The organism is Pseudomonas sp. MDT1-16 (assembly GCF_054898115.1).
The window spans coordinates 4,603,720-4,626,756 of the sequence record NZ_CM142717.1; the positions used below are offsets into that span (position 1 = coordinate 4,603,720).

The 23,037-nt window shown below is 52.2% G+C and carries 19 protein-coding genes and 1 pseudogene; 7 read left to right on the top strand and 13 right to left on the bottom strand.

From position 1 onward, the window contains the following. The first annotated feature begins 39 nt into the window (after positions 1 to 39). The 3 genes from ACYZT3_RS21055 to ACYZT3_RS21065 all read left to right on the top strand — a co-directional run bounded on the left by ACYZT3_RS21055 (position 40) and on the right by ACYZT3_RS21065 (position 4,661). The gene (locus tag ACYZT3_RS21055; RefSeq protein ID WP_462030629.1) at positions 40 to 708 is read left to right on the top strand and encodes an HNH endonuclease; all 669 of its coding nucleotides are present in this window, start codon (positions 40 to 42) and stop codon (positions 706 to 708) included. A gap of 354 nt (positions 709 to 1,062) precedes the next feature. Beyond that, on the top strand, positions 1,063 to 2,991 hold the full coding sequence (locus tag ACYZT3_RS21060; protein WP_462030630.1) for an ATP-dependent nuclease: 1,929 nt from the start codon (positions 1,063 to 1,065) through the stop codon (positions 2,989 to 2,991). Then, positions 2,988 to 4,661: a UvrD-helicase domain-containing protein gene (locus ACYZT3_RS21065; protein ID WP_462030631.1), complete on the top strand. Its 1,674-nt coding sequence runs from the start codon at positions 2,988 to 2,990 to the stop codon at positions 4,659 to 4,661. Before ACYZT3_RS21060 ends, ACYZT3_RS21065 begins: the two co-directional genes overlap by 4 nt. A 246-nt stretch (positions 4,662 to 4,907) precedes the next feature. Here the strand turns inward: ACYZT3_RS21065 and ACYZT3_RS21070 are convergent, their stop codons facing one another. Genes ACYZT3_RS21070 through yhhA form a run of 4 tightly spaced genes read right to left on the bottom strand, consistent with a single transcriptional unit; the run spans position 4,908 to position 9,431 of the window. After that, a complete protein-coding gene (locus ACYZT3_RS21070; protein ID WP_462030632.1) occupies positions 4,908 to 6,110 on the bottom strand; it encodes a GNAT family N-acetyltransferase in 1,203 nt (400 codons plus the stop codon). After that, positions 6,095 to 7,108, bottom strand: coding sequence for a hypothetical protein (locus ACYZT3_RS21075; protein WP_462030633.1), 1,014 nt, complete (start codon positions 7,106 to 7,108; stop codon positions 6,095 to 6,097). Before ACYZT3_RS21075 ends, ACYZT3_RS21070 begins: the two co-directional genes overlap by 16 nt. Then, positions 7,065 to 9,239: a cyclophane-forming radical SAM/SPASM peptide maturase YhhB gene (yhhB, locus tag ACYZT3_RS21080; protein WP_462030634.1), complete on the bottom strand. Its 2,175-nt coding sequence runs from the start codon at positions 9,237 to 9,239 to the stop codon at positions 7,065 to 7,067. The genes ACYZT3_RS21075 and yhhB overlap by 44 nt, the downstream gene beginning before the upstream one ends. A gap of 9 nt (positions 9,240 to 9,248) precedes the next feature. Beyond that, positions 9,249 to 9,431 carry a YhhA family cyclophane-containing RiPP gene (gene yhhA, locus ACYZT3_RS21085; RefSeq protein ID WP_462030635.1) on the bottom strand — a complete coding sequence of 61 codons (183 nt, stop codon included), beginning with the start codon at positions 9,429 to 9,431 and terminating at the stop codon, positions 9,249 to 9,251. A gap of 402 nt (positions 9,432 to 9,833) precedes the next feature. On the opposite strand from yhhA, the gene ACYZT3_RS21090 reads away from it, so the two are divergent. Together ACYZT3_RS21090 and ACYZT3_RS21095 are read left to right on the top strand one after the other, a co-directional pair. Then, positions 9,834 to 10,220 carry a hypothetical protein gene (locus tag ACYZT3_RS21090; RefSeq protein ID WP_462030636.1) on the top strand — a complete coding sequence of 129 codons (387 nt, stop codon included), beginning with the start codon at positions 9,834 to 9,836 and terminating at the stop codon, positions 10,218 to 10,220. A gap of 640 nt (positions 10,221 to 10,860) precedes the next feature. Then, on the top strand, positions 10,861 to 11,052 hold the full coding sequence (locus tag ACYZT3_RS21095; RefSeq protein ID WP_462030637.1) for an antitoxin Xre/MbcA/ParS toxin-binding domain-containing protein: 192 nt from the start codon (positions 10,861 to 10,863) through the stop codon (positions 11,050 to 11,052). A gap of 99 nt (positions 11,053 to 11,151) precedes the next feature. Here ACYZT3_RS21095 and ACYZT3_RS21100 read toward each other — a convergent pair whose 3' ends face one another. After that, positions 11,152 to 11,505 (bottom strand): hypothetical protein, encoded by a 354-nt coding sequence (locus tag ACYZT3_RS21100; protein WP_462030638.1) that lies wholly within the window; start codon positions 11,503 to 11,505, stop codon positions 11,152 to 11,154. A gap of 329 nt (positions 11,506 to 11,834) precedes the next feature. Between ACYZT3_RS21100 and ACYZT3_RS21105 the strand changes: the two genes are divergently transcribed. Both ACYZT3_RS21105 and ACYZT3_RS21110 read left to right on the top strand, forming a co-directional pair. Further along, positions 11,835 to 12,299 (top strand): hypothetical protein, encoded by a 465-nt coding sequence (locus ACYZT3_RS21105; protein ID WP_462030639.1) that lies wholly within the window; start codon positions 11,835 to 11,837, stop codon positions 12,297 to 12,299. Further along, positions 12,253 to 12,624 (top strand): formyltransferase family protein, encoded by a 372-nt coding sequence (locus ACYZT3_RS21110; protein WP_462030640.1) that lies wholly within the window; start codon positions 12,253 to 12,255, stop codon positions 12,622 to 12,624. The genes ACYZT3_RS21105 and ACYZT3_RS21110 overlap by 47 nt, the downstream gene beginning before the upstream one ends. 487 nt (positions 12,625 to 13,111) lie before the next feature. On the opposite strand, the gene ACYZT3_RS21115 is transcribed toward ACYZT3_RS21110, so the two are convergent. From ACYZT3_RS21115 to ACYZT3_RS21150, 8 genes and pseudogenes are all read right to left on the bottom strand, one after another. Beyond that, the gene (locus ACYZT3_RS21115; RefSeq protein WP_462030641.1) at positions 13,112 to 14,713 is read right to left on the bottom strand and encodes a methyl-accepting chemotaxis protein; all 1,602 of its coding nucleotides are present in this window, start codon (positions 14,711 to 14,713) and stop codon (positions 13,112 to 13,114) included. A 164-nt stretch (positions 14,714 to 14,877) separates the two neighbouring features. Beyond that, positions 14,878 to 15,072 (bottom strand): annotated as a pseudogene (locus tag ACYZT3_RS21120) (S-(hydroxymethyl)glutathione dehydrogenase); the annotation flags it as partial. A 497-nt stretch (positions 15,073 to 15,569) separates the two neighbouring features. Beyond that, positions 15,570 to 16,721, bottom strand: coding sequence for an OmpP1/FadL family transporter (locus tag ACYZT3_RS21125; protein ID WP_462030642.1), 1,152 nt, complete (start codon positions 16,719 to 16,721; stop codon positions 15,570 to 15,572). Between the two features lie 361 nt (positions 16,722 to 17,082). Next, positions 17,083 to 18,522: an aldehyde dehydrogenase family protein gene (locus ACYZT3_RS21130; protein WP_462030643.1), complete on the bottom strand. Its 1,440-nt coding sequence runs from the start codon at positions 18,520 to 18,522 to the stop codon at positions 17,083 to 17,085. A gap of 18 nt (positions 18,523 to 18,540) precedes the next feature. After that, complete coding sequence (locus tag ACYZT3_RS21135) at positions 18,541 to 19,995, bottom strand: coniferyl aldehyde dehydrogenase (RefSeq protein ID WP_462030644.1); 1,455 nt, start codon at positions 19,993 to 19,995, stop codon at positions 18,541 to 18,543. 64 nt (positions 19,996 to 20,059) lie between these two features. Further along, complete coding sequence (locus tag ACYZT3_RS21140) at positions 20,060 to 21,151, bottom strand: Zn-dependent alcohol dehydrogenase (protein WP_462030645.1); 1,092 nt, start codon at positions 21,149 to 21,151, stop codon at positions 20,060 to 20,062. Between the two features lie 20 nt (positions 21,152 to 21,171). Beyond that, positions 21,172 to 21,396: a hypothetical protein gene (locus ACYZT3_RS21145; RefSeq protein WP_462030646.1), complete on the bottom strand. Its 225-nt coding sequence runs from the start codon at positions 21,394 to 21,396 to the stop codon at positions 21,172 to 21,174. 24 nt (positions 21,397 to 21,420) lie between these two features. Then, positions 21,421 to 22,989: a phytoene desaturase family protein gene (locus tag ACYZT3_RS21150; RefSeq protein ID WP_462030647.1), complete on the bottom strand. Its 1,569-nt coding sequence runs from the start codon at positions 22,987 to 22,989 to the stop codon at positions 21,421 to 21,423. Between the last annotated feature and the right edge of the window lie 48 nt (positions 22,990 to 23,037).

Below are 23,037 nucleotides of genomic sequence, written 5' to 3' on the forward strand. Positions count from 1 at the left end.
GAGTACAACTAGACGTAATCCAAGGACTGGAGGTACGCCATGGCAAATCTCTATGCACACAAACTCTGGTCAGCATTCAGAGAACGGATCATCACCCTAGATGATGGGAGATGTGTGGAGTGCGGGCGATCAAGGGATGATGATGTTGTCCTGCAGGTTCACCATAAACGCTACATCAGCACCCGCAAACCCTGGGAATACGAAACGTCCGATTGCGAAACGTTGTGTCGAGGTTGCCATGCAAGACACCATGGCGAAATACGACCGGATACAGGGTGGAAGTACGTCGGAGAAGAAGACCTAGGCGACCTGAGCGGCAACTGCGAACTGTGCGACAACGCCATTCGCTACGTGCACTACATACAACATGAGCACTGGGAGCAGATGGGGGTAGGAACGCATTGCTGCGACAACCTTACAGGGACGAAAGAGGCAGCCGAAGGCAGGCGACGTCTTGGACGTTACAGGCGATTCATGTCATCGACGAAATGGAAAGGTGGCAGTGACTTCTTGAATACCAAACACAGCGGGCTCACCGTCGCGATCGTGCCAGATCAAAACAACTACAAATTGATCATCAATCATGTGTCTGGACGAAAGAGATTCACCAATGTGCTGGACGCTCAAAATTTTGCGTTCGACTTTATTGATAGTGGTGAAGCAGCTGAGTTTGCCAAAAAACAACACGCGAAGAAGAAAAAACGCTGAACCTAGAGCGAGTCTTTCAGGGCAAGGCGCTTCACACTGAGCTACGTCTCGCAGCAAAAAATCTCCGCCTCCCAGATGCCGGGTTCGCTAAGACCGGTTTGCGTTTGATATGTTGATTCCCCTGCGGCAATCCAAAACCAACCGGCCCTCTCCATACTATCAACACTGAAGTCCCCGATTGCTATCGCCTTCAAAATGCCGGCACCGATAGTCGACCAGCTCACACCTGACGTATGCTCCATCCGCTGGGCGACACCTCCTAGCCAAGCGAATCGGCCCTAGGAATTTATCCGCCGCGCCAGTTCAGATTCCGTGGAGGTGAACTAAAAAACAAACCAGAACGGAAGCTGAGCGATGAAGCTGTGCAGTCTGCGAGTGAGCAATTTTCAGTCCTTTGGCCCGGCCACGATGGAAATCTCTTTCGAGGACGTGACCTACCTACTGGGCCCCAATGGCGCTGGCAAGACTGCTGCTTTGCAGGCGCTTTGCCGGATGTTTGCGTTTGAACCCAATTTGAGGCGAGTCCGACGTTCAGACTTCCACGTTCCCGTCGGGGAAAAAGAGCCGCTGGAGCAGCGCGAGTTTTGGCTGGAGGCGGATTTCACCTTCGAAGAAACGCTGGATGACGACGATGACGATACCGTTCCGCCGTTCTTCGGGCAGATGGCACTAAACGCAGCAGGTGAAGTCCCACGACTACGTTTTCGCCTGGAAGCGACGATGTACGAGGATGGGGAAATTGAAGAGCGGTTCCTTTTCGTCACGAAAATGGATGAGGAAGACAAGCCCGCAGCGACGTCGACAGTGCCTAAACGGCACCGGGATACCATCCATCTCCACTACCTTCCTGCACGGCGCGATCCGTCCGACCATGTTGCTTACGGGGCAACTGCGCTTCTGGGCCGCCTCTTGCGCGCGGCCAACTGGAGCGATGATCGTGAGACTGTAAGAGAGCTTACTGAACAAATCACCGAATGCCTGACCGAAAACGAGTCGGTACAAACGTTAAGTTCAAGCCTCAGCACCGCATGGCAGCGTCTGCACAAGGGTGATTTTTTCGCTTCACCTCGCCTGACCTTTGAAAACTCCGAGATCGAAGCGTTGCTCAGGCACTTGTCCGTGTCCTTCAGCCCTGGCCACGGTGAAACCGACGTGGACTTCGTGCGGCTGAGCGACGGTCAAAAGTCCATGCTTTACCTCTCACTGGTTCTGTCCGCTCTCTCAATCGGCCGTGACGTAAGATCGGGGAAAAATACTTCCTTCGATCCGCATAAGCTGAAGCCACCAGCGTTTACGATATTGGCGGTGGAAGAGCCGGAGAACAGCCTGTCGCCGCACTACCTTGGGCGTATCGTCAATTCGCTCAAGTCCTCGGTAGGTGTGGATGCTCAAGCTTTAATCGCGACCCAAGCACCTTCCATGCTGCGTCGGGTCGAGCCGGAGAACATCCGCTACCTTCGATTGAATGAAGATCGCTGTACCCAAGTCTCGAAGATCCGGTTGCCCCCGAAGCGTAGCGATGCCTACAAATTTGTCAGGGAAGCCGTACAGGCCTTCCCTGAGGTCTACTTCGCCCGCCTGGTTGTGCTCGGAGAAGGAGACAGCGAAGAGATCGTGCTTCCTAGGATTCTGCAGGCAAAGGGTGCACCGGTCGATGAATTTGCCGTTGCTATCGCTCCTCTGGGAGGCCGCCATGTCAATCATTTCTGGCGACTGCTTTCAGCGATCGGAACCCCGTACATCACCCTCCTTGATCTGGATGTTGGCCGTCATCAGGGAGGCTGGGGGCGCATTGGGTACGTACGAGATCAACTTCAGCAATTCACGCCGCATCTCAACCTTCCTGTCGGCTGGGTACGACCTGCATGGAACGATCCCAAGGCACCAGTACGAACAAAACACTGGTTCAAAACCGATGAAAAAAAACTAAGCCTTTTCCAAGAGCTCGAAAACCGAAACATCTTCTTCTCGGCCCCCTTGGATCTCGATTTCGCGATGCTGTGCGCCTTCCCGGAGGCATATGAAGCTGAGGCCATGACTGCCACTGCAAAAAACTACGTTTCAGTCCTTGGGGAAAGCCACTTCAATCCAGATCAGTACAGCGAGGCGGAGCAAAACTGGTTCGCCGCATACCACAAGCTCTTCAAATTGAGCAGCAAGCCTGCGGCGCATCTAAACGCCCTCGGAAGGCTTACCGACAAAAAGCTGCTTGCTGCTTTACCTGCGTCGCTCAATCGGTTGGCAGACAGAGTCATCGCTAGGCTTGAGGAGTCGCCGGAATGATCAAGCCTGAGCGGTGGGTGCCCTCGCCTGGTATTCGGCTGGAGCGAAACGCCTGGGAGGTTATTCGAGAGAGAGACAAGTCTGTAGTGCTGACTGCTGGGCCTGGCGCCGGAAAAACCGAGGTACTTGCTCAGCGCGCAGACTTCCTGCTTCGTACAAATAGTTGCCGATATCCGAAGCGGATCCTTGCAGTTTCGTTCAAAACGGATGCGAGCCGGAACCTCAAACAGCGGATACAACTGCGCTGTGGCTGGGACTACGCCTCACGTTTCGACAGCATCACTTTCCATGGTTTTGCCAAGCGAATCATTGACCAGTTTCGTCCTGTCTTGGTCGATGTAGCACTGTGCCAAGATTATGAAATCGGCTCGGAGTACATCGCGGGCAAGCAAATTACATTCAATGATCTACTGCCGTTTGCCCTGCGGATCGCGAAGGAAAGCGAAATTGCGCGTAATGCAATACGAAAGACGTATTCGCACGTGTTCCTCGACGAGTTTCAGGATTGCACAGCGGAGCAGTACGAGCTGATCAAGCTGCTGTTCCTTGATACGCCGGCCATTCTGACGGCCGTGGGTGACACCAAGCAAACCATCATGGGTTGGGCGGGTGCACTGGAAGGAATCTTCAAAACCTACGCTGATGACTTTGAGGCGCGTCCGCTAAGACTATTCCTAAACTTCCGATCGCAACCAAGCCTGCTACGCATGCAAAACGATGTCATTCGGGAGATTGATGCAGCAGCCGTCATGCCGGATGAGTTAATCGAAGGCAATGGTGGGGAAATTGTAGCCCTTCATTTTCGGAACTCCGCTGAAGAAGCTCAGGCCCTAGCAAACCTCATTGATCACTGGATCACAGTCGAGGAGGTTCCCCCTAGCGAAATCGCGATTTTGATGCCTCGCCAGATTGGCGAATATGGCGAAGCGCTGATGGAGCAACTTTCGCTTCTGGGCATCCCCTTTCGAAACGACCACGACCTTCAGGACTTCCTCAAAGAGCCTGCGGCACGCCTTGTGATCGACTATCTGATCTGCCTTTACGGCGAAGGCGACGCGCAAGCCTGGTCAAGGCTGATGGAGCAATTCGCGCCCTTTGAGGACGACGATAGCCGGAGCAGTGCTCACCGGATATTTGAGGAAACCTATCGTGCCCACGCCAGACAGATTAAGAAAACCCGCAAGTCAGAAACGCCGTATAGCGCCTGGTGGGAGCTAACCTTTGAGCTTCTCAAAAACCTGGGCGCCTCGGCCCTGACTGCACTCTCTGCGGATTACCACTCTAAGCAACGCTTGAAGGAGGTTGTTCGGGAGACCCGCGATCGCATCAAAGCCCACTTGGCTATCGATTCTGAGTTACCGAAAGCGTTAGCGCGCCTCTCGGACGATGCGGCAGTGCGATTTCTCACCATGCACAAAAGCAAAGGACTTGAGTTTCATTCAGTGATCGTCTTCGGCGTCGAGACACAGGCGTTCTGGGGGAAGCTCGCCGAGGAGCGTTGCGTATTTTTCGTTGGCGTTTCGAGAGCAAAACAGCGACTCGTCCTGACCACGGCTGATCTACGCCCACGGCCAAAATGTGCAAAAAAAAGATGGGATGAACGAAGAAGTCCTCATGGCGAATTTGTCAGCCACGTCACTCGGCATCTTACCCACTCGGCGAAGCCGTGAACCATGTGATTTAAAGCCGAGTATGTAGGCATAGAGTTTTACCTCACGAATAAGGCTCCCGTTGTTAATCTGGCTAAGCTGAAAGACTCCTTAGACGCATCGCCTAAGACCAGCCAGGAAAGTGCAGTGGTTCTGCCCTTCAACAAAGGTCGCTAAGCGATCACTAACGCGACGGCTGAGTGTACAGTCGCGTTGCAATGCAAATGCGAAGGCTGACCGTCCAGGCTCCCTACTTAGCCGCCGATGTCATTCGCTAGTTACTGGCTGATGAAAAACAATGGCTACATCTTCGCAGGATGTTTCATCGGCCATTCTGATAGGCGAAACCTTCAGGCGCTCGACGATAACAGTTGTGAAGCCGGGCAGATCAGGCACGTCGCCATCGCCAAAGTGAGGATGACAAAGAACGCCGCGAGGATTCAACAGAAGCTTCATGCGCCCAGAGGTATCGGCACGTTCCTCCTCAGCACTCTTCTCGTTCGGTGAGTAATCAAATGGGTCAAAAAATATGAAGTCGTACTGTTGATCGATATTGGACTGCTTCCAATCTCCGCAGTGGGGATGCACAGACGGATTTGCCTCGGAAAAACGCTCCAGGTCTTTACAGACGGCCTTCTCGATCTCAAAAATATCGTGCCGGGCAGGTTTCATATGCTCCTGAATGAGGCCGGCCGAAATGCCTAGCCCAAAACCGATTTCCAGCACGGTAGTCGGTTTAAGGTAAGCCAGTCGCTGAAACAGAGCCTTGAAATATTCCTCCTCGGTTCGCGACATTACCACCTGCCCATTCCAAATGAGCACGTCTTCATTCTTCTCGTCAAAATTTAACTCAATCGAACTCATAGGATTCTTAACTATCTCGTTGACCTGATCCGTGGACAGCTCAATCTCGTGATGACTGCCGTCATTTTTCTGTGATTGGATTTCATTTTGACCACCTACGAGTTCACCCTCAGTACATACCGACTGCTCACCGGCCGCTCCAGAGGGTTGCCGACGCCAAACCAATACAAGCTGAGCATCCTCAGGTGTCGTCACATCGACAAAACCAGCATGCTCAGCCGCCTTCCGAGATGCGGTATTTGATTTACGCATGTGCGCGTAGACGACATCATGCTGACTGAGTGCACAGCAACGCTGGTAGACAATGCGACCGATCTGCCGGCCTTGGCTAGGTCTGTTCAGGAAAACGTGAAAGGATGGATGGTGGCCGCGCACAGGATCATTCACCAAATTGATGTAAGCAGTGCCTGCCCGTTTACCGTTGGACAATATGATCCATGCTTCACCTCCTGGCCCACCACCTCGCTCACGCGAACCCGGGGTGCTGATCAACTCGACAGCGTCTGCGCAGACAGGGCCCAGCTTTGATTTGGCTTTTACTGCGGGGGGTTTGAGTGTCTGCCGCTTGGATACTTTCGGCTTTGGGCTACTTAGCGTTCGAACCATGGCGACTCCCCCAAGCCCAGCAGAAGCCGATCACAACTTTGAGCCCAGAACTCCGCCGGAAAGAAGCCTGGTGAAAAGGCAATTACGATGTCTTCGAGACGAATCACCAAGCCGTGTCGATGTAACGCCTGAGTGAGCTCATCGATGCGACTCAACACCTCTGGCAACGGGCAGTTCAAAGGGCACGGGTGCTCCACAGAATCGCTGTCTCCGTCGTACCGGTTGCAGAAGTAATCCATGTCAATGTGAAGCAGGATAGCAGTGCCACCTCCTTCAAGCCCCTCAAGCCAAGCGTCAAGGTCGTCGGTGAACCGATAACGCCCGCGACCCGCCCCATTTTCATCAGGGACAAGCGAGACTCCGGGACGGAACTCAGTGGGGCTCAACAACGTATCTGCGAGTAACTCCAGCTTGATCACTGAATCGACCGTGCCAACGCATTTGGGGCCTTGGCAAAGGTGACGTACGTCAGTGGCAGGGGCGTAGTGAAGGAAGGGAGTCAAAAAGCTTCCCATGCCCAACGCACCACTCATGATCGCATTCCTTACGGTGTCGGGCTGATGAAGATTCACAGCCTGCCCTTTGATGGGATCGACCCAACCGTCAGCCCGCTCGAAAAGTCGGGGGGCACCCAAATCCTTATGGTCATCCACATGGAGCACGGTGATGTCTGGATGCGCCGGGTTCTTGGCCAGCCACTCACTCCAACTTTCCAGTGTCCAGGTATCATTCAATGACAACAGCACTCGCCCTTTGCGCTTACGAGCAGCTGCCATATCCTGATAGCGAAGATCGCCCCCCCACCATGAGAGTCCCTCAGTGAGTCGGGGGTCGACATACCGGTATGGATCATCCGACCAATCCAGCGCCAAGGCCCATAGATCGTCGACTTGACTGGCTACTGCATCCTTATCGCAGAAGTAGTCCCGCAGTTGAGCATGTCTTTGCTGCGGATCAAGCGACAGTCGGGACAGCGGAATTGTAATCGGCAAACTCATTGGACTTTGTCCCTTCCTTGGCGGCACGGTTCAATACCTCAACAAGACTCAGCCCCATATGCGTCAATGGGCATTCCTTCAGCGTGGCAAACGCTTGCTGCAAGTGCAGATCGGTGTCTGCAATCTGGTTTATAGCGCGCGAATTAAGGCCCGCTGGCCCGTGGTCGCGCACATGCATCCAGAAACGTCTGAGCTCTACAAAAACGAAGACTGCATGGAGCAACCCCGACGGTGGACGCAAGTCTTCTCTCCAAGGAGAAATGACTTGGGCGGATGTACGTTCCACGGTTGGTGCGTACCGCTCCAGCAGGTAGAGTTTCTGATGACGATGTTCATGGATCAGTGAATCTGCCAGATCGTAAGGGTCAATCAGAACCTCGCCCTGAGAGATCGACACGTAGAGCGCGCCGGGAACGGAGTTGTCACTGAATGACACGATTTTGTGAGGATCCGCACTGGGGTCACGAACGAATTGAACAGCGCTGCACGCCGCTAACATCTCAGCCGCAAGCTCTGGACGCCAAGCCTTGACGATCGCCATGGCACGCTCGACGAGCGACCGTCCAGTCTCCGCAATCTCGTCGTTTTCGAAGATAATCGCTTCTCCGAACGGAGCCCTCAGCCAGAGGTCGTTGCGGGCAATATCTAGCTCTACGCGAGCTTTTTTCTCACCAGCCAGTGCGAGCAACATATCCAGATAGTCCCGACTGACGGTAATGGCATGACCATCCACCGCTAACAACGCATGCCCGCAATTTTGGGCCATTGCCGCACTTGACCATGCAATGGAACCTGGATGGAGCGCCACCTGTTCGAAGGTGGCCTCATCCATCGTTTCAAGCTGTGCTGCACGACTGTCTTCAGGGAACAAGTTCAACGCCGCATGCAGGCGTTGTACAGCATCTCCTTTTGCGCCGGCACACAGCCAAATCAAATGTGGCCGAGAGGACTCTGCTAGCTCGAAACCAGCTAACTCAAATGATTCCGGAAGTGGAACCAGCGATTCCTCAAACGTTTCGCAGGAAAGATGCTCTGTCAGACGATTGCTGATATGCGCCACCAGACGCTTCATCTCATTGCAGTACACCGTAGGATTATTGAAACCATCCGCGCCGAAGCGGTGAGGGAGTGATCCCCCACCACAAATCTCAACAATCGCACAGGACTGGCAGGTGTCTGACAGACCATCTTTACGAAGATAGCGCCGGTGCTGCTCGATAGAGGGTGAGCGCGCCACCTCGGCAATAGGCGTGTCCAACACCGTTCCACCGAGCCGGGTTGCCCCTTCCTGAGTAACCTTCAGAACGTCCAGATCGTGATAGCTACCATCGGTTTCAATCGATAGCAAACTCACGTCGCCAAAGCCAAATGCATCGGTACCGGAAGGTAGCCCAGCGCAGACATCGAGCAGGGCTTCAAAGGTTCTCAGTGGTAAATGCGGGTACTTGTCGAACCAGACATCAAACGCATTGACTAGCCAATTCTCGTACAGGCCCGGATCTTGGTTACGACCCGGGGGTGGGCGCAACCAATGGGCATCCGGTAGCAGGAAGTCGAGGCGTGGGATGATGAACTGATCAAAATATTCAAAAAGCTCAGTCGCACTGGTCGAGGCGTCCACCACTGCAATGACGCCCGCGAAGATCGACGGATATTGCTGCAGGCGCCTAAGGGCCTGCTCTGTCTGTTCAAAGCTGGAGCGTCCCTTCCGGGTTAGGCGATGCTTGTCGTTAGCGGATTGGGGGCCATCAAGGCTAAGCGAAACGCCAACGTCAGCCTTTGCAAGGATACCTAGCGCCTCGTCGGTCAATAACAGGCCATTTGTCTGCAAACTGACATCCACAGGAATGGTGCAGGTCTTGCGAAGGAGTGCTGCAAAGTTCGCAAGCGATTGGGCACCAGCCAGCAAAGGCTCACCGCCATGCAGGATGACGGTACAGTGCTTCAGATCACTCTGGAGTACATATTCCGCGAGTCGTTGAGCAAATGCCTCTCGATGCTCCACGGAGAGGAATTTGGGCATGGAGCGCCAACTCTGATCCGCGTGATGGTAGACGTAGCAATAATCGCAATCGAGGTTGCACCGCGATGCCACTTTTACCAAAAACGACGAGAACTTAGCGGCGTCCATTCAGGCGACTTACGAACGATTGTGGCGGTGGTGCATGCGATCGTAGCTGGTGATGACCTGGCTGACGTCCGACTCAGTCAACACGCGCGAACGCAGGCGCTGGATGGCCGGGTTAGTGCTCTGCCCTTTTGCAAGACTGTGGCGGATGGTCGACTGAGTCGACTCTTCGATCTTGATTGCTGGAGACGACATCACATACTCCTTGACATGTTGAAGTGCCACCATGATGACGGATGGATCCAAAATTTCAAGAGGTATCGCAGACTTTGTAATAAATTGAATAAATGGAAGCTGACTGAAGAAAATTAGGAGCCAGTAGGAACGTTTTCGTAGCTTCTCGCGAATCTTCGGCAGCTCCGACCTAAGGTTGAAGGTTGCCAGTCACGATAAGCCTACTGGTATGTGTCATCAGTACGCCTGGCGACATCCATCTACTCCCCCTGTACCCCCGCAATAGACGATCAGGGCGGCCTTTTGGGAGGCTTGCGCTTCTTATATTGGCTTGGTAGATACTGGCTGCGCTGGGTAGGCGCACTTCACCCGTCAGTGTTAGCTGGAAACGGCACTACCCGCAGGAACTCAAAGCTTAAGGCCATGATTTTTCCAGGCCCCAAAGACAAACTCGAAGCTGCCAAGCTGCGGGTCGCCCTCTCCGGAATGCGCGACGCTGCCAATTTTTTAGCTTATGTGGCTCAGAAAATAGCGGCAGCGGGGAAGCTACTCAAATCCGCGCTATCAAAGGTCTTAGGCTTATACGATGCCAATGAGCACATCATTCATATCGACGAAAGCGTCGTCGCATCCAAGCAAACATTTCTGAAGCTTCATGAGACCGGCCATCATGAAATACCAGCACACCGTGACACGTTTAAAATATTTCAAGACTGCGACCTGACGCTCTCCCCTACCATTGCCGATCTTTTTGAACGCAAAGCAAACAACTTCGCTCGCTATGCGCTTTTCCAGGGGGGACACGTATAAAAACAAAGCCGCTGATATGGCTTGCGTGATCAAAACCCCAATGGCACTGGCAAAATATTTTGGCGCATCGGTCTACGCCTTGTCGCGCGAGTACGTGAGGACACACCATCGCGCATGTGTGCTCTACGCGCTTGAGCCGCTGATGCAGCTTCCCACCGGAGGCACAGTGGCACCTGTTCGACGGATTGAAGTCTCTCAAGCATTCAAGCATTCAAGCATTCAAGCAACAATTCGGCGTTCCCAATGATCGGTTCATCGACTTCACCCACCGGCTGGGGAGGCTCGTTCCACCGCCAGGTCGTCGAATGACAGCCGCTTCCGTTGTGTTGTTGCGCGACTTGAATGGTGTAGAGCACGAATGCATTGGCGAGGCATTCAATAGCACCTTCAACATTTTTTTACTCGTATTCCCAACGAAGGCTCTTACTGCAACGTCCATTGTTATGCCCCCATGGCCCGCATAGAAAACTAGCGCTGACTGCAGGTGACAAGGGCGCTTTTACAGCTTGTGGCGGGTCGGCTTTCGATTACCCTTGCGTAACATCATCTAGGTAATCGTCGACTTCACCACTGCAAAAAAAAGCAGTGCTGGCCATCCCTAAAACCGAGCGCACACCGGCAAACCTCACGAGAGCCCAAAATGAATTACGTTGAATTGGTTCAGCACCAAGCAGAGGCGGTATTTGGCAGCAAAGCACGGGCTGATGTTTGGCTGAACCAGCCCAAAACGGCGTTCGGTGGCAGCTCAGCGATCGAGCTTGCCCGCAATGAAGCCGGCTATGCGCAGGTTAAGGACGCACTCGAAAGAATCGACCACGGGTATGTAGGCTAAAAGAGGCTCGTGACATCGTTTGAAAGCCGCCACAGCACTCATTACGTGGCCTACGCGAGGTCTGCCAGGGGAGGTGAAAGTGACATCACGCCTTGTCCCTCACAACCCAAGTTCCCAGCCCAGAAAGTCCTCTTTGACGGCGTCATTCGCGCAACCATCCTGCAGCAGCCTGGATTGTATTGCGCGCAGCAGATGGACTCTCACGCCCTGCCGCAAACTCACAAACTGCGACGCGTCCGCTCGCGAACTGAGTACCCATGCTCTGCTGTGCAGTTTCGCCCACAGCATCTGCGTCGCTTGGGTTCCGATGTTCGATGCGTGCAGGCGTACCGGGGCATCCAAACCAGGTGTGCGTCTGAAGTTGTCCAGGGCATCACTCACCAAAATACTAAGATCGTCAGGCCCATAATGCTGCTGAGCCAGCGACCAAACTGCCGCCTCAATTTCATCCAAAAACGAGAGCTCCCAACGGAAAATGCAAGTGACAGCCTAGGGTGATTGATCAGTCCAGAAGACGTCGCCGTTCGTATCATTCAAACGTGCCCCCCGAATTGATTTTAAAAATGCCCCCCTGACACGCGCTATTCGGAACCACAGAAATCTAATACTGTTTTCAGATATCGCCAAATCAATTACATCGAAGGTTTGCCGACTGAGCTAAGCCACACGCTAAGCAAACCCACTCGTATAACTTACTCTTCAATCATGTCAACCCAAAATCGTTTGCAAGCAAAAAAATGCCATGCTAAATTTTTCCTATAACTTTAATAAAGGAACCAACCATGTCCTCTTACATCATTCACATCGAACATCGGGAAGAGCAAGATTTGGCTTGGGTTGAAATCAACGCACTGAGCCAAGAGTCTAAGTCTGCGCGCCGCTGTCGCTTTCAAACCATCGGCTGGATTTTAAGCATTGTAGATACTGTGAACAAAAAAGTTGATCCAAGAATAGTTGAAGATGAGGACTACGCTAAAAAAGCATTAATTAAGTTCGCTAAAATGGATGAGGCCTCAGCAGATTTACTGTTGAGCGCTCGTGACTGGAGGCGCCGATTTGAAGCAGTTTGGCCAACACTCGACGATGAGCAGCGTGAACACGCCCTGCGTTATGACTACGATGACTGGGATAACTATTGGCCAGGATTTGATACATTCAATCGCACGCTTTACGAACAGTATTTCATGCCACAGCCGAACGTTGCTCAAGAAAAAACCTACGATACTTCATCTACTATGGAACTGTAATGGCGAAAACCAAAAGGCAGAATGGGAGTTAGGGTATCGCCCACCATACAAGCAGGCGTTTTATCGCGGCGTGAAACTGATTGGCGCGACCTCACACTTTGTGACTGCTGACTTGGACGAAGGGCCGATCATCGAGCAAGACATCGTTCGCATCACTCATGCTCAGAGCCCTGAAGACTATGTTTCGTTGGGACGCGATGTTGAAAGTCAGGTGCTGGCCCGCGCTATTCATGCCTACGTGTATGGCCGGGTTTTTCTAAACGATACCAAGACAAACGTGTTCCCGCATTCGCCAGATTCATATTCATCTGAGACTATCGGTTGAGGTGTATGTGTTTCGAGGCCATAAAATCTTGAATGCTGGCCGAACCCTTAGGACAAGAGTATGCCCTTGGGAGTATTCCTAAGGGGCACATTCACACAAAAAACTGAGCAATCCCAAACAAAAAGGTATAAAAATAATTTAACGCTTTGGAACTTTATTATCATCCCGCTCGACACTGCGCTAACTCAAGAAGACGCTGCCCAAGGGCCATACGGAATACGACATTGAGGTTTTCAGCGTCTAGGCGGGTGAGCGTTCCGTCCAGCTCCAGCCTCTACATCAGCGCATGGGTGTAATACCCAAGCTGTATTGAATATGACGAGTTTGTTCAAATCAATTTTCCGAAGCTCTGCTAACTTATAACTTGTGCAAAACAGGGTCGTCAGTAAAGTCTCAAGGCATGGAAATCATGCCAAATGTGGGGCATGCCGAAGGCCGATGAAACCGCGTGCAAGCCGAGGCGCGTTACCTAACCAAGCCATACAGACTACAAACGAAATCGACCTACCGCCGCTTTCAGATCTCTGCCTAAACCTGCCAGCTCCCTGATAGAGTTCAAGGCCCTCGTGGCTTTTAGCGAAGACTGGTCAGCCATGAGACGAACATTTGAAATGTTCTGATTAATTTCTCCGACCGCCGCCCCTTGTTCCTCTGCCGCCGCGGCAATCTGCAGATTCATGGATTGAATGCTTGCAACCGACTGATTTATATCCACAAGCACCACTCGAGCGCTTTGCGCTTGCTTTACAGCTTCAGCGGTACATTGGGTACCACGAGCCATGAGCACTGAAGCCTTACTACTGCCATCCTGGAGCGCCAAAACTAGCTCCTCAATTTCAGACGTAGACTGCTGTGTACGCCTCGCCAATGCTCGGACCTCATCTGCAACCACAGCAAAACCACGACCTTGTTCGCCCGCTCGAGCAGCCTCGATCGCAGCATTCAATGCCAATAAATTGGTCTGTTCCGCAAGAGCTTTGATCACATCTAACACCTGACCTATTCGCTCACTGTCCTGCTGCAAGCGATTCATGGCTCCATCTAGATCATTCATTTCCTGAGAAAGATACTCGATTTGATCGACGACACTGTTCACCACGAGTTCTCCCTCTCGCGCTTTTGCATCAGCGACAGAAGCAGCACTGGCGGCCAAATCTGTATTCTTAGCTATATCATGCACGGTAATCACAAGTTCGTTGATGGCTGTCGAAACTTGCTCAACTTCCAGTTTTTGCTGTTCAACATCACGTTGCGACTGAGCACTGTCCACTGAAAGATGATCAGAGGCCTCTGCTAGCTGCAGCGCTCCCTGATCAATTTTTCCCACTAACTCACGCAAGCCAACCGACATCGCCTGTGTTGCGCGCTGTAACTGACCTATTTCATCTCGCCGCGAAGAGTGGGCTACCTCAAGTAAATCACCCGCAGCGATCCGCTCAACAAATTGCACCGTAGACTTCAGCGGGGGGACCAATTGGCGAGAAATTAACCACACTGCAAAGGTGCTGGCGAGCATCGCCATAAGGGATGTGGTAAATAGGAGTACGTAGATCAGATACATGCCATCACTGCGAGTTTTAAGCAGAAGTTTAAGTAAATCTTCGACAGCGTTGCCCAAAGCCACACGTTGACTTGCTATCTGCGCATCAACTGAATCCCACTTTACAACGGATAGAGTGTTGATCTCGCGGGTATTCGACGCACTACTTTTATCTGACGCATACAACTCGTTCGCATGAAGTTGCAACGCCAGCTTCAATCTATTCAGTTCTTCTGGACTCGTTTTACCAAATAATCGAGCTATTTGATTAAGGCTAAGATCCACCTGCTCTAATGTTGAAGTTTGGAGCCGACGCGATTCAGGATCTCCAAGGAGCATATACCGCATTTCAGCGGTGCTCAACTCTTGGAGTTTGTTCTTGAGCTCCCCAGCGGCCAGGCTTTTATCCAACACATCTGATAGCAAATACGTGCCGAAAAAAGCCGAGAGAGGGCAAGTCAGTCCTACCAAGATCGCTAACGAGAAGCCAAATGCAAGTTTAGACTGAACAGTAAAATTCGCGAAAAAGCCACTTCGTGCGTTCATCATCTCACTCTTTTTATTGTTAAAACCAATTAAAAATTCCCGACAACTCCGACAACGTCAAACTTTTATAAACTCTGAAATACACACATAACATGAATTAAACCCAGAACTCGACACGCAACCTGAAAAATAATGAGTGCAGCACTAATTCGGCTTCACGGTCGTTATCAATCAAAGTGAATGACTGCGCGGATTACTTTTCGGCCATGCATCAACTTGAACGTTTCGCTGATCTACTCAAGTCCCATATTGTGAGTAATAAAAGCATCTAAAGGAATTTCTCCGCTCTGCGCCGTGCTTACGTAGCTAGGTAATTCGCTGCGCCTTTTCCCCCCCCAAAAAACCGATCCCCAGAATGAGCGTGAACAATCTGAACAATCAGAGCTCGTATCAAAACCTCCTCTACGCGATGATATTAATCATATGCGGTAGGTGACCGTAACAATACGACGGCCATAAACAACTGGGTATTTTAGATCAATCATCGGTACTGGCATCCATTGTGCAAATCCAACTATGAAAAACACCACGCATGAGCCACTTCAAGATTAAGTATCAACATAGATACATTCTCATACTGTAAAAGGCAACTCACAGGCAAAAAATTTTAGCGTTCGCTTAGAGCGCACTTCGGACTCAAAAACTTTAAACGTATTCACCAAACCACTACATGGCTTCTAGCACATTAATCTATTTCGCCCCTCCTCGGATTTAAAAGTTACTACATTTCACACACAAAAATGATCAACATGAATCAGTTAATAGCTTCTTGTGCCTCACTGTTAGGCGACACAAAGTGAGTACCAAGAAGCTATATTCCTTAACTATATTTTCATGCTTTAAACTGTTTTCCGCACAGTCAAAATGCCAATCCATAACCGATGGTTAAAAAACTCAAATCTGTATCAATTTTGCTTCCGGTACTGGGACCAGTGCCTTTTACACTTTTCGGTAGGTCGTACTCATAACCAACCGTCAATTCGCTGCCTCCATCAAACTTACGAGTGAAACCCACCGTGATCGCATCGGGATTGATTGCGACCGGAATTACGTTGTTTGCCGTAAAATCAGACTGGAATTGTCTCCGCGCGTGGCTAATCCCACCACGAACGGACCATCGATCATCCAATTCATAATTTACACCTGCACGATACACATCCTGGGACCTCCACCCGAAAAGACGATTGTACGCAGCGACATTATCCCACGCGATATGCTGCCAATCCAAAGCGAAACTTAAGCCAGGAGTTGGCATATATGCGATGCCGAAAGCATATTGTTCAGGAATGTCTATAGAGCCATTAGCTGCAGATAATAAATCGTCTTTATAACCAGACATCTTACTCATATTTATTTTGCTGGCATATGATGCACCAAGTGAAAATTGTTCATTAATTTTCCACAACACACCAGTTCGCCAACCGCCACCATAGGCCATCTCATACCCATGACTCGGTAGCCCGCCACTTCCATCTGGCAATGGAATTCCTTGTACTCTAAATCTCTGGGCGGCGATCGCCAAAGAAAGGCCGACTGAAATATTTTCGTTTAACTTGTAACCTAAGGTGGGTAGAGCGACCACTTGTTGCAACGAGCCTTTTGCTTTAACGAGCCCAGGTATAGGTAATAGCGGATCGTCATATGCGAAGCCTATGCCACTGCCTGCGGTGCTTAGTCCGAGAGTAACATCTGGGCTCAATTGATAATTGAAAGCAACTTCAGGAACTGGGATTATAAGCGAGCCACTTTTATCATTATTTTCGGATAAAAATTCTACGTCCGAGTGGACATATAGGACCCGCAAGTTTCCATCAAATCGCGTGCCTACCTCTGCCATGCCTGCTGGGTTATTCGCCGCGGCAAAAGAATCCAGTGGCAAGGCAACTGACGCTCCTCCCATACCGGCAGCCCTTGCACCGTATCCCGTCAATTGAGTGCCGTTGTTCGCTAGGCTGGGGACTGCGTACCAGAGAGAAAAGGACGCGACTGCTGCTAGTATTTTTATGTTCATAAAAACCCTCAACTTATTGTTATTATTGATGTGATTTTTCAGGTACAACGTTAAAATTTCAATTCAACTACCCCAGACTGGAAAAGTTCGCTTTAATAACCACACCTTTGCCAAAATTCTGGTTTTTAGTTGCGCGCCATTATTTGCGATAACCTGCCAGGTACTACTAACCATACATAATGCAGATGCGCTACAGATACATATAATTATCATAACCTGCCTCCTTATTAATTTTTCAAGAGATAGTTATCGCTTCGAATCGAATCTTAATTATCAACGCTTGTCGCTTATTCCAAGATAAGCCAGTGACTCAATATGCACCTCCACATCGCGCAATATAAAACAGCAATGGGTTTACCGATTAACTCATCTGATCGAATTGAGAAACTACAAGTGCAGCTTTTCCATCATAGGGCGGACTCAGAAACTGTTCTTTAGGCGCGCTTGATTTTTGATAAACTACTCCCTTGGCATTCGATAGCTCGATGAAGCCTGCTCTACCGTAGCCCTTGCCAATACCGCTTTGGTTCACCCCGCCCATTGGCAGCTCGGGCAGTATCGACTGCAACAAGACATCGTTGACCGTAGCTCCGCCGGACGTCGTGTGGTTCAACACGTAAGACACGAAATCCCGGTCTTCACTGAATACATATACCGTGAGCGGCTTGTCGAACTGACGTACGAAGGCAACCGCCTCTTCGGGCGTTTGGTAATTGAAAATTGGCAGCAATGGCCCGAAGATTTCTTCCTTCATGAGCGCCGCATCTGTTGGCACGTTGCTCAAAATGGTGGGCTGTATTTTGCGCAGCTCATCGTTGAACACACCGCCCACCTCCACCTTAGCACCGCGGGCAATAGCGTCATCGAACAAACGGCGGATACGATCGTAGTTGGCCTGATTCACGATCTGTGGATAATCGGCGTAATTGAACGTGCCCGACGCGCAGAAGCTTTCCTGCAAATACTGCTTAGCATTACTTACGAACTCAGCCTGAAGTTGCTGGGGCACGAGCACATAATCGGTATTCATGCAGATTTGCCCAGCGTTCTGCTGCTTGAAGTTCACGATGCGATACGTGGCTTTGTCAAGATCTGCGCTCTCGTGAATGATAGCAGGGGCTTTGCCACCTAACTCCAGAGTGACCGAGGCTAGGTTTTCAGCCGCCGCACGCATTACCACCTTGGCCACCGTTGGACTGCCGGTGAAGTAGATGTGGTCGAAGGGCAGTTTCAGGATTTCCGTGGTTTCAGGAATCCCTCCTTCAAACACCGCAACTTCTTCTTCTGGGAAGCACTCGGCAATCACCTTGCGGATCATCGCGCTGTTTTCCGGCGTCAGCTCGGAGGGTTTGATGATGGCGGTGTTTCCGGCAGCAATCACGGAAATCAGTGGATACAGTGTTAGCGCGAAGGGCACGTTCCACGGGCCGATTACCAGCACAACGCCCTTGGGCTCGTAAATTACCTCGGCGGATTCGGCGTCGGCGGACACCAGCTCAATGGGCTCGTTGCGCATCCACTGCGCTAAGTGCGAAATGTTGTAGTCGATCTGAGTGACCATGATGCCTACTTCATAAATGTAGTTCATCACGTGCGGACGCTGGAAATCGAGATAGCCGCTTTCGGCAATTTCATCCTTATGCTTGAGGATGACCTGCTTGAGCTTTTTCAGTTTCGCGATCCGTTGCTCAGCTGTGGTCTGCCTGATCGCATGTTGATGCTGCTTCTGCGCCTGGAAAACCCGCCGCAATTGCGCGGTATATGCGTCCGGTATAAGGGCGGCGCCTACGCTTGCAATCATTACTGCATCTCCTTGGGTTTATTTAGGGGCGAAAGCCGCAAAAGCCTGTTCAAAGAACGCTTCTGTTCCCGAGTTGAAGGGTGGGGACAGCAGCTCCGCCATCGGCAACACATCGGCTTGGCGATAGATCGCCTTGGCGTGGCTAAAGGTGCGAAAGCCGTAGATGCCTCCGTGGTAATGGCCCATTCCCGACTCGCCAACCCCCCCGAAGGGCAGATTCTCGTCGGTCAGATGGCTGATGCAGTCATTGACGGTGACACCCCCGGAGATCGTTTCAGAAAGCACGCGCTGCTCTTGCGCTTCGTCCTGGCCAAAGTAATAAAGCGCCAGCGGACGTGGGCGGGCATTGACATAGTCAATGGCGTCATCGATCGAGGAATAGGCAATCACCGGCAGCAAGGGCCCGAAGATTTCCTCCTTCATGATCTGCATGTCCGGCGTGGTATCCAGCACCAGTGTGGGTGAGATACGCCGCGTGGCCGGATCGACCGGTGCTTCACCGGCTGCAATCAGTGGAAGCACTTTGGCGCCCTTGGCTTTGGCATCTTCGATCAGGCCATTGAGACGGGAAAAATGGCGCTCATTGACGATAGTCGTGTAATCCGGATTGCCGTGTTGGATGGGGAACAAGCGGCCAATGGTTTGGCTGGCGATCTCGATGAAAGCATCGCGCTTGTCCTGCGGCACCAGCACATAGTCCGGGGAGACGCACACTTGGCCGCAGTTGAGCATTTTAGCCGTCAGGATACGGCTGGTGGCCTGCTCCAGATTCACCGTCGTGCCGACAATCGCAGGAGACTTTCCGCCCAGTTCCAGGGTCAGTGGTACCAGGTTCTCCGCCGCTGCACGTGCTACATGTTTACCCACGGCAGTACTGCCAGTGAACAATAGATGGTCGAAGGCCAACGCGGTAAAAGCCGCACCAACCGCCGCACCGCCGGTGACGACTGCCAGCTCGCTTTCATCGAACGCACCGGAGATCAATTCCTTGAGCGCTTGAGCAGTGACAGGGGTCAGCTCGGACGGCTTGAGCAATGCACGGTTACCCGCGCCGAGGATCCCGATGATCGGCCCGATGGCGAGCTGCACTGGCACGTTCCACGGGCTGACCACGCCAATCACGCCTTTGGGCTGGAACTCCACGCGCGCTTGACCACCTGGGACGGGATCCGGTTGAACATCGGGCTTCATCCACTCGTGCAGATTCGCGCGGTTGTGGGCAATGGAACCCAGTAACGCCAGAACATCCAGCAACAAGCTCGTTGCACGCGCACGGTTGCCGAAGTCATGGGAGATAGCCTCAGCCAGTTGGTTGCGGTTGCCATGCAGTGCAGCGGACAAACGATCAAGACGATCCAGGCGCAATTTCAAGTCAGGCGTGCCTTGCTCAAGAACCGCGCGTCGCTGCAGCGTCAGTAACCGCCCCATGTCCGCAATAGCAGTTTGATCGCCAACAGAAATATCAGTGTTCATGTGATTTCTCTCTGTGGAGGAAGCGCGCCATTGGCGTCTTCCTCTCCGTGAACATGAATCGATCTCAGAACGACGTGATGACGCTACGGGCGATCATGCCACCCTGTAGTTCGGCATAGGCCTCATTGATCTGCGAAAGATTGATCTGCTTAGAAACCAAATCATCGAGGTTGAGCTTTCCCTGCAAGTACATTTGGGCGTACATGGGGATGTCGTGCTTGATGTTACTGGAGCCCATGAACACGCCTTGCAACCGGCGCTGTGGCCCAATTAGCTCTTCAGTGACCATCAGCTCAATCTTCGATCCAGGCTTGTGAACCCCAATCAGGTAGGCATCGCCACCGACGCGCGTCATGCGAACCGCTTGCTCGGATGTGATCTGCAAACCTACGACCTCAAAGGCATGATCCACACCACCACCTGTCAACTCGATGACCTTGGCCACCGGCTCCTCTTTCGAGGAGTCCACCACGTCCGTCGCGCCGAACTGCTTGGCCAGTTCCAGCTTTGAGGGCTGCAGGTCAATGGCAATGATGCGAGTGGCACCGGCAAGTTTTGCTGCCGCAATCGCGTTCAGACCAACGCCCCCTACACCGATCACAGCCACCGTGTCACCCGGACGAACACCAGCGGTATTGATGACCGCACCAGCGCCGGTCACCGTTCCGCAGCCTAGCAGGCAGGCCTGCGGGAACGGCAGCTCATCGGGCACTTTGGCAAGTTGGTTCTCGTGCACAAGCGCGCGCTCAGCAAATGCAGCAGTGCCAAAACCGGGCGTGACTGGCTTGCCGTCACAGGTGAGACGCGGCGCCTGGGACGAGTCGCGCAACGTTTCGTTGGGGTTTTGGCATTGGTAGGTGCGGCCTGCCAAACACGACTTGCAGTGCCCGCAATATTGGATCAGGCAGGCCACTACGTGGTCGCCTACCTCGAACTCTCTGACATCCGATCCAACCTCCAGCACCACGCCCGCCAACTCGTGTCCAAACACGGCAGGCAATGGAATGCCATAATTGTGCGTGGCTAAATGCAGGTCGCTGTGACACAAACCGGATGCTTTTACCTGCACCAGTACTTCGCGCCCGATGGGGGAGGCAATTTCGACCTCCTGGATATCGAACCCTTTGCCTGTTTCATTAACGACGGCAGCTTTCATAGTAGTCTCCTGCGTTATTGTTATTTTTTCTTGGCCTGTACCGGTTTGCGGAACAGCATGGTGAGGAGGGTCCAGATCAGTCCAGGGCTTGCGAACTTGAGTGCTGACCGGAGTTCTTCCGGGCGAAGCACCGTTTTCATGGGCATGGTGCCCATGATTTTTCCTTCGATGAGGATGCCCTGTTCGTGCTTTCGCACTGCGGTGACATCCATCAAAATGGTTTTATCCAGCGTGAACAGCTTCATGTTTTTATTTTCCTTGCTCGATGATCAACTGGAAGCCTTGTCGAAATCCCAGTCCTTATCACCAAAGATCTTGATGGCGGTTGCTCGGCCACCGCCGGTCACGCCACCTACCGATGGGTGCATGAAAGTACCGGAGAGGTACAGGTTCTCTGCGCCAGGCACGGCGTATTGCGCCAACGATGGCGTTGGGCGGTGCCCTTGGGTCTGGAAGAGTTGCCCCGACAACCCCACTACGTCGCCGTTCTGGAACGTCGGGGAATGCGCGGCGATGTCTTCGGGAGTGTCGAAGGCCTTTGCCAATACATTGGCTTTGATGCCCGGCAGAAAGGACTCGATCATATCGAGCGTTTCTTCTTCGACTTCGCTGCGAATGTCTTCCCAGGAGCGATCACCTGCCAGCTTGAACGGCATGATGCGCCATGCGAGGAACGTTGCTTTTCCTTCCGGATTTCGAGTTGGATCAATCTTGTGGGTGCTGATGGTGCCGATGGAGGGCACTTTCGGAACTCGGCCATTTCGCAGATCGTCAAAGACCGTCAGATATTCTTTAAGCGAGGTGGGCGCTAAACCGTTGACCCATGAGTCGTTGATATCAGGATGTGCATACTGGGGTGGTGCATCCAGAGCGTAGTGGGCGGTCACGCAGGAGAAGGTGGAGGTTTCCGCACGCTTGATCTCCAGTTGAACCTGATCGTCCAGTCCATCCACCAGCTTGGGCAGCAGGAAGGGGTGAATTTGACCGACGATGACTTCGCGAGCGCGAATTTCAGAGCCGTCGGCCAAACGAACGCCTTCAGCCTTGCCCTTGCTGGTCAGTACTTTCACGACCTTGGAGTTGTTACGGAACTCAGCACCGTGGTCCTTCAACTGACGCATAAGGGCATCTACCAGTGCGCCACTGCCGCCTCGTGGCGTACAAAACCCAGCCTTGTTCAGCATAGCGGGATACATGAATGCAACCCCACCATCGCCCTTAATCTCTGGATCGATGAAGTGCTCACTCAAGATGCGCATGATGTGGATCTTGACCTTGTCGCTCTCGAAGCGCTCATCGAAGATATCAGCCACGCTGCGCTGCATCATGTGCAGTGCGTTGCGCCCTACTGCGCTCTGATCCAGTAAGGCCAAGAACGCACCAAAGGGCGGCGGCGGGGCGAACATACCTTCAATAGCCAGCGGAGCAAATTCAGCACCTTCCTGGAACAGTTTGTAGTACGCGTCCGCGTCTTTCTTCGAGACCTGAGCGATGTTGTCGACCGTCCGATCCAGATCCTTGTAGCTGATGAGGGTGCTGCCATCGGTAAAGGTGGTGGAGATATCCGCTTCGGGGCGGATGTATTCCAGACCATATTTACTCTTTAGCTGCAACTCGTCCTTGGTTAGCAAGGGGTTGAACTGAATGCTCAAGTGCGCAGTCGAGTGCAAGTCACTCTTGAACCCCGGGAGCGTGACCTCTCGCGTGGCCACACCGCCACCATAATGCTCATGGCCCTCCAGAATCAGTACAGACTTCCCTGCTTTTGCCAAATAACCTGCGGTGACCAAACCGTTATGACCGGAACCGATTACAACAACGTCGAAAACTTCAGACATGGTGTTCTCCTTGATCAATTAATAGGTAACATTAAGTGTAGCGACAAC

Coding starts and splice junctions, on each gene's coding strand:
- ACYZT3_RS21055 (WP_462030629.1), top strand. CDS start 40: ATGGCAAATCTCTATGCACACAAACTCTGGTCAGCATTCAGAGAACGG.
- ACYZT3_RS21060 (WP_462030630.1), top strand. CDS start 1,063: ATGAAGCTGTGCAGTCTGCGAGTGAGCAATTTTCAGTCCTTTGGCCCG.
- ACYZT3_RS21065 (WP_462030631.1), top strand. CDS start 2,988: ATGATCAAGCCTGAGCGGTGGGTGCCCTCGCCTGGTATTCGGCTGGAG.
- ACYZT3_RS21070 (WP_462030632.1), bottom strand. CDS start 6,110: ATGGTTCGAACGCTAAGTAGCCCAAAGCCGAAAGTATCCAAGCGGCAG.
- ACYZT3_RS21075 (WP_462030633.1), bottom strand. CDS start 7,108: ATGAGTTTGCCGATTACAATTCCGCTGTCCCGACTGTCGCTTGATCCG.
- yhhB (WP_462030634.1), bottom strand. CDS start 9,239: ATGGACGCCGCTAAGTTCTCGTCGTTTTTGGTAAAAGTGGCATCGCGG.
- yhhA (WP_462030635.1), bottom strand. CDS start 9,431: ATGTCGTCTCCAGCAATCAAGATCGAAGAGTCGACTCAGTCGACCATC.
- ACYZT3_RS21090 (WP_462030636.1), top strand. CDS start 9,834: ATGATTTTTCCAGGCCCCAAAGACAAACTCGAAGCTGCCAAGCTGCGG.
- ACYZT3_RS21095 (WP_462030637.1), top strand. CDS start 10,861: ATGAATTACGTTGAATTGGTTCAGCACCAAGCAGAGGCGGTATTTGGC.
- ACYZT3_RS21105 (WP_462030639.1), top strand. CDS start 11,835: ATGTCCTCTTACATCATTCACATCGAACATCGGGAAGAGCAAGATTTG.
- ACYZT3_RS21115 (WP_462030641.1), bottom strand. CDS start 14,713: ATGATGAACGCACGAAGTGGCTTTTTCGCGAATTTTACTGTTCAGTCT.
- ACYZT3_RS21125 (WP_462030642.1), bottom strand. CDS start 16,721: ATGAACATAAAAATACTAGCAGCAGTCGCGTCCTTTTCTCTCTGGTAC.
- ACYZT3_RS21130 (WP_462030643.1), bottom strand. CDS start 18,522: ATGATTGCAAGCGTAGGCGCCGCCCTTATACCGGACGCATATACCGCG.
- ACYZT3_RS21135 (WP_462030644.1), bottom strand. CDS start 19,995: ATGAACACTGATATTTCTGTTGGCGATCAAACTGCTATTGCGGACATG.
- ACYZT3_RS21140 (WP_462030645.1), bottom strand. CDS start 21,151: ATGAAAGCTGCCGTCGTTAATGAAACAGGCAAAGGGTTCGATATCCAG.
- ACYZT3_RS21145 (WP_462030646.1), bottom strand. CDS start 21,396: ATGAAGCTGTTCACGCTGGATAAAACCATTTTGATGGATGTCACCGCA.
- ACYZT3_RS21150 (WP_462030647.1), bottom strand. CDS start 22,989: ATGTCTGAAGTTTTCGACGTTGTTGTAATCGGTTCCGGTCATAACGGT.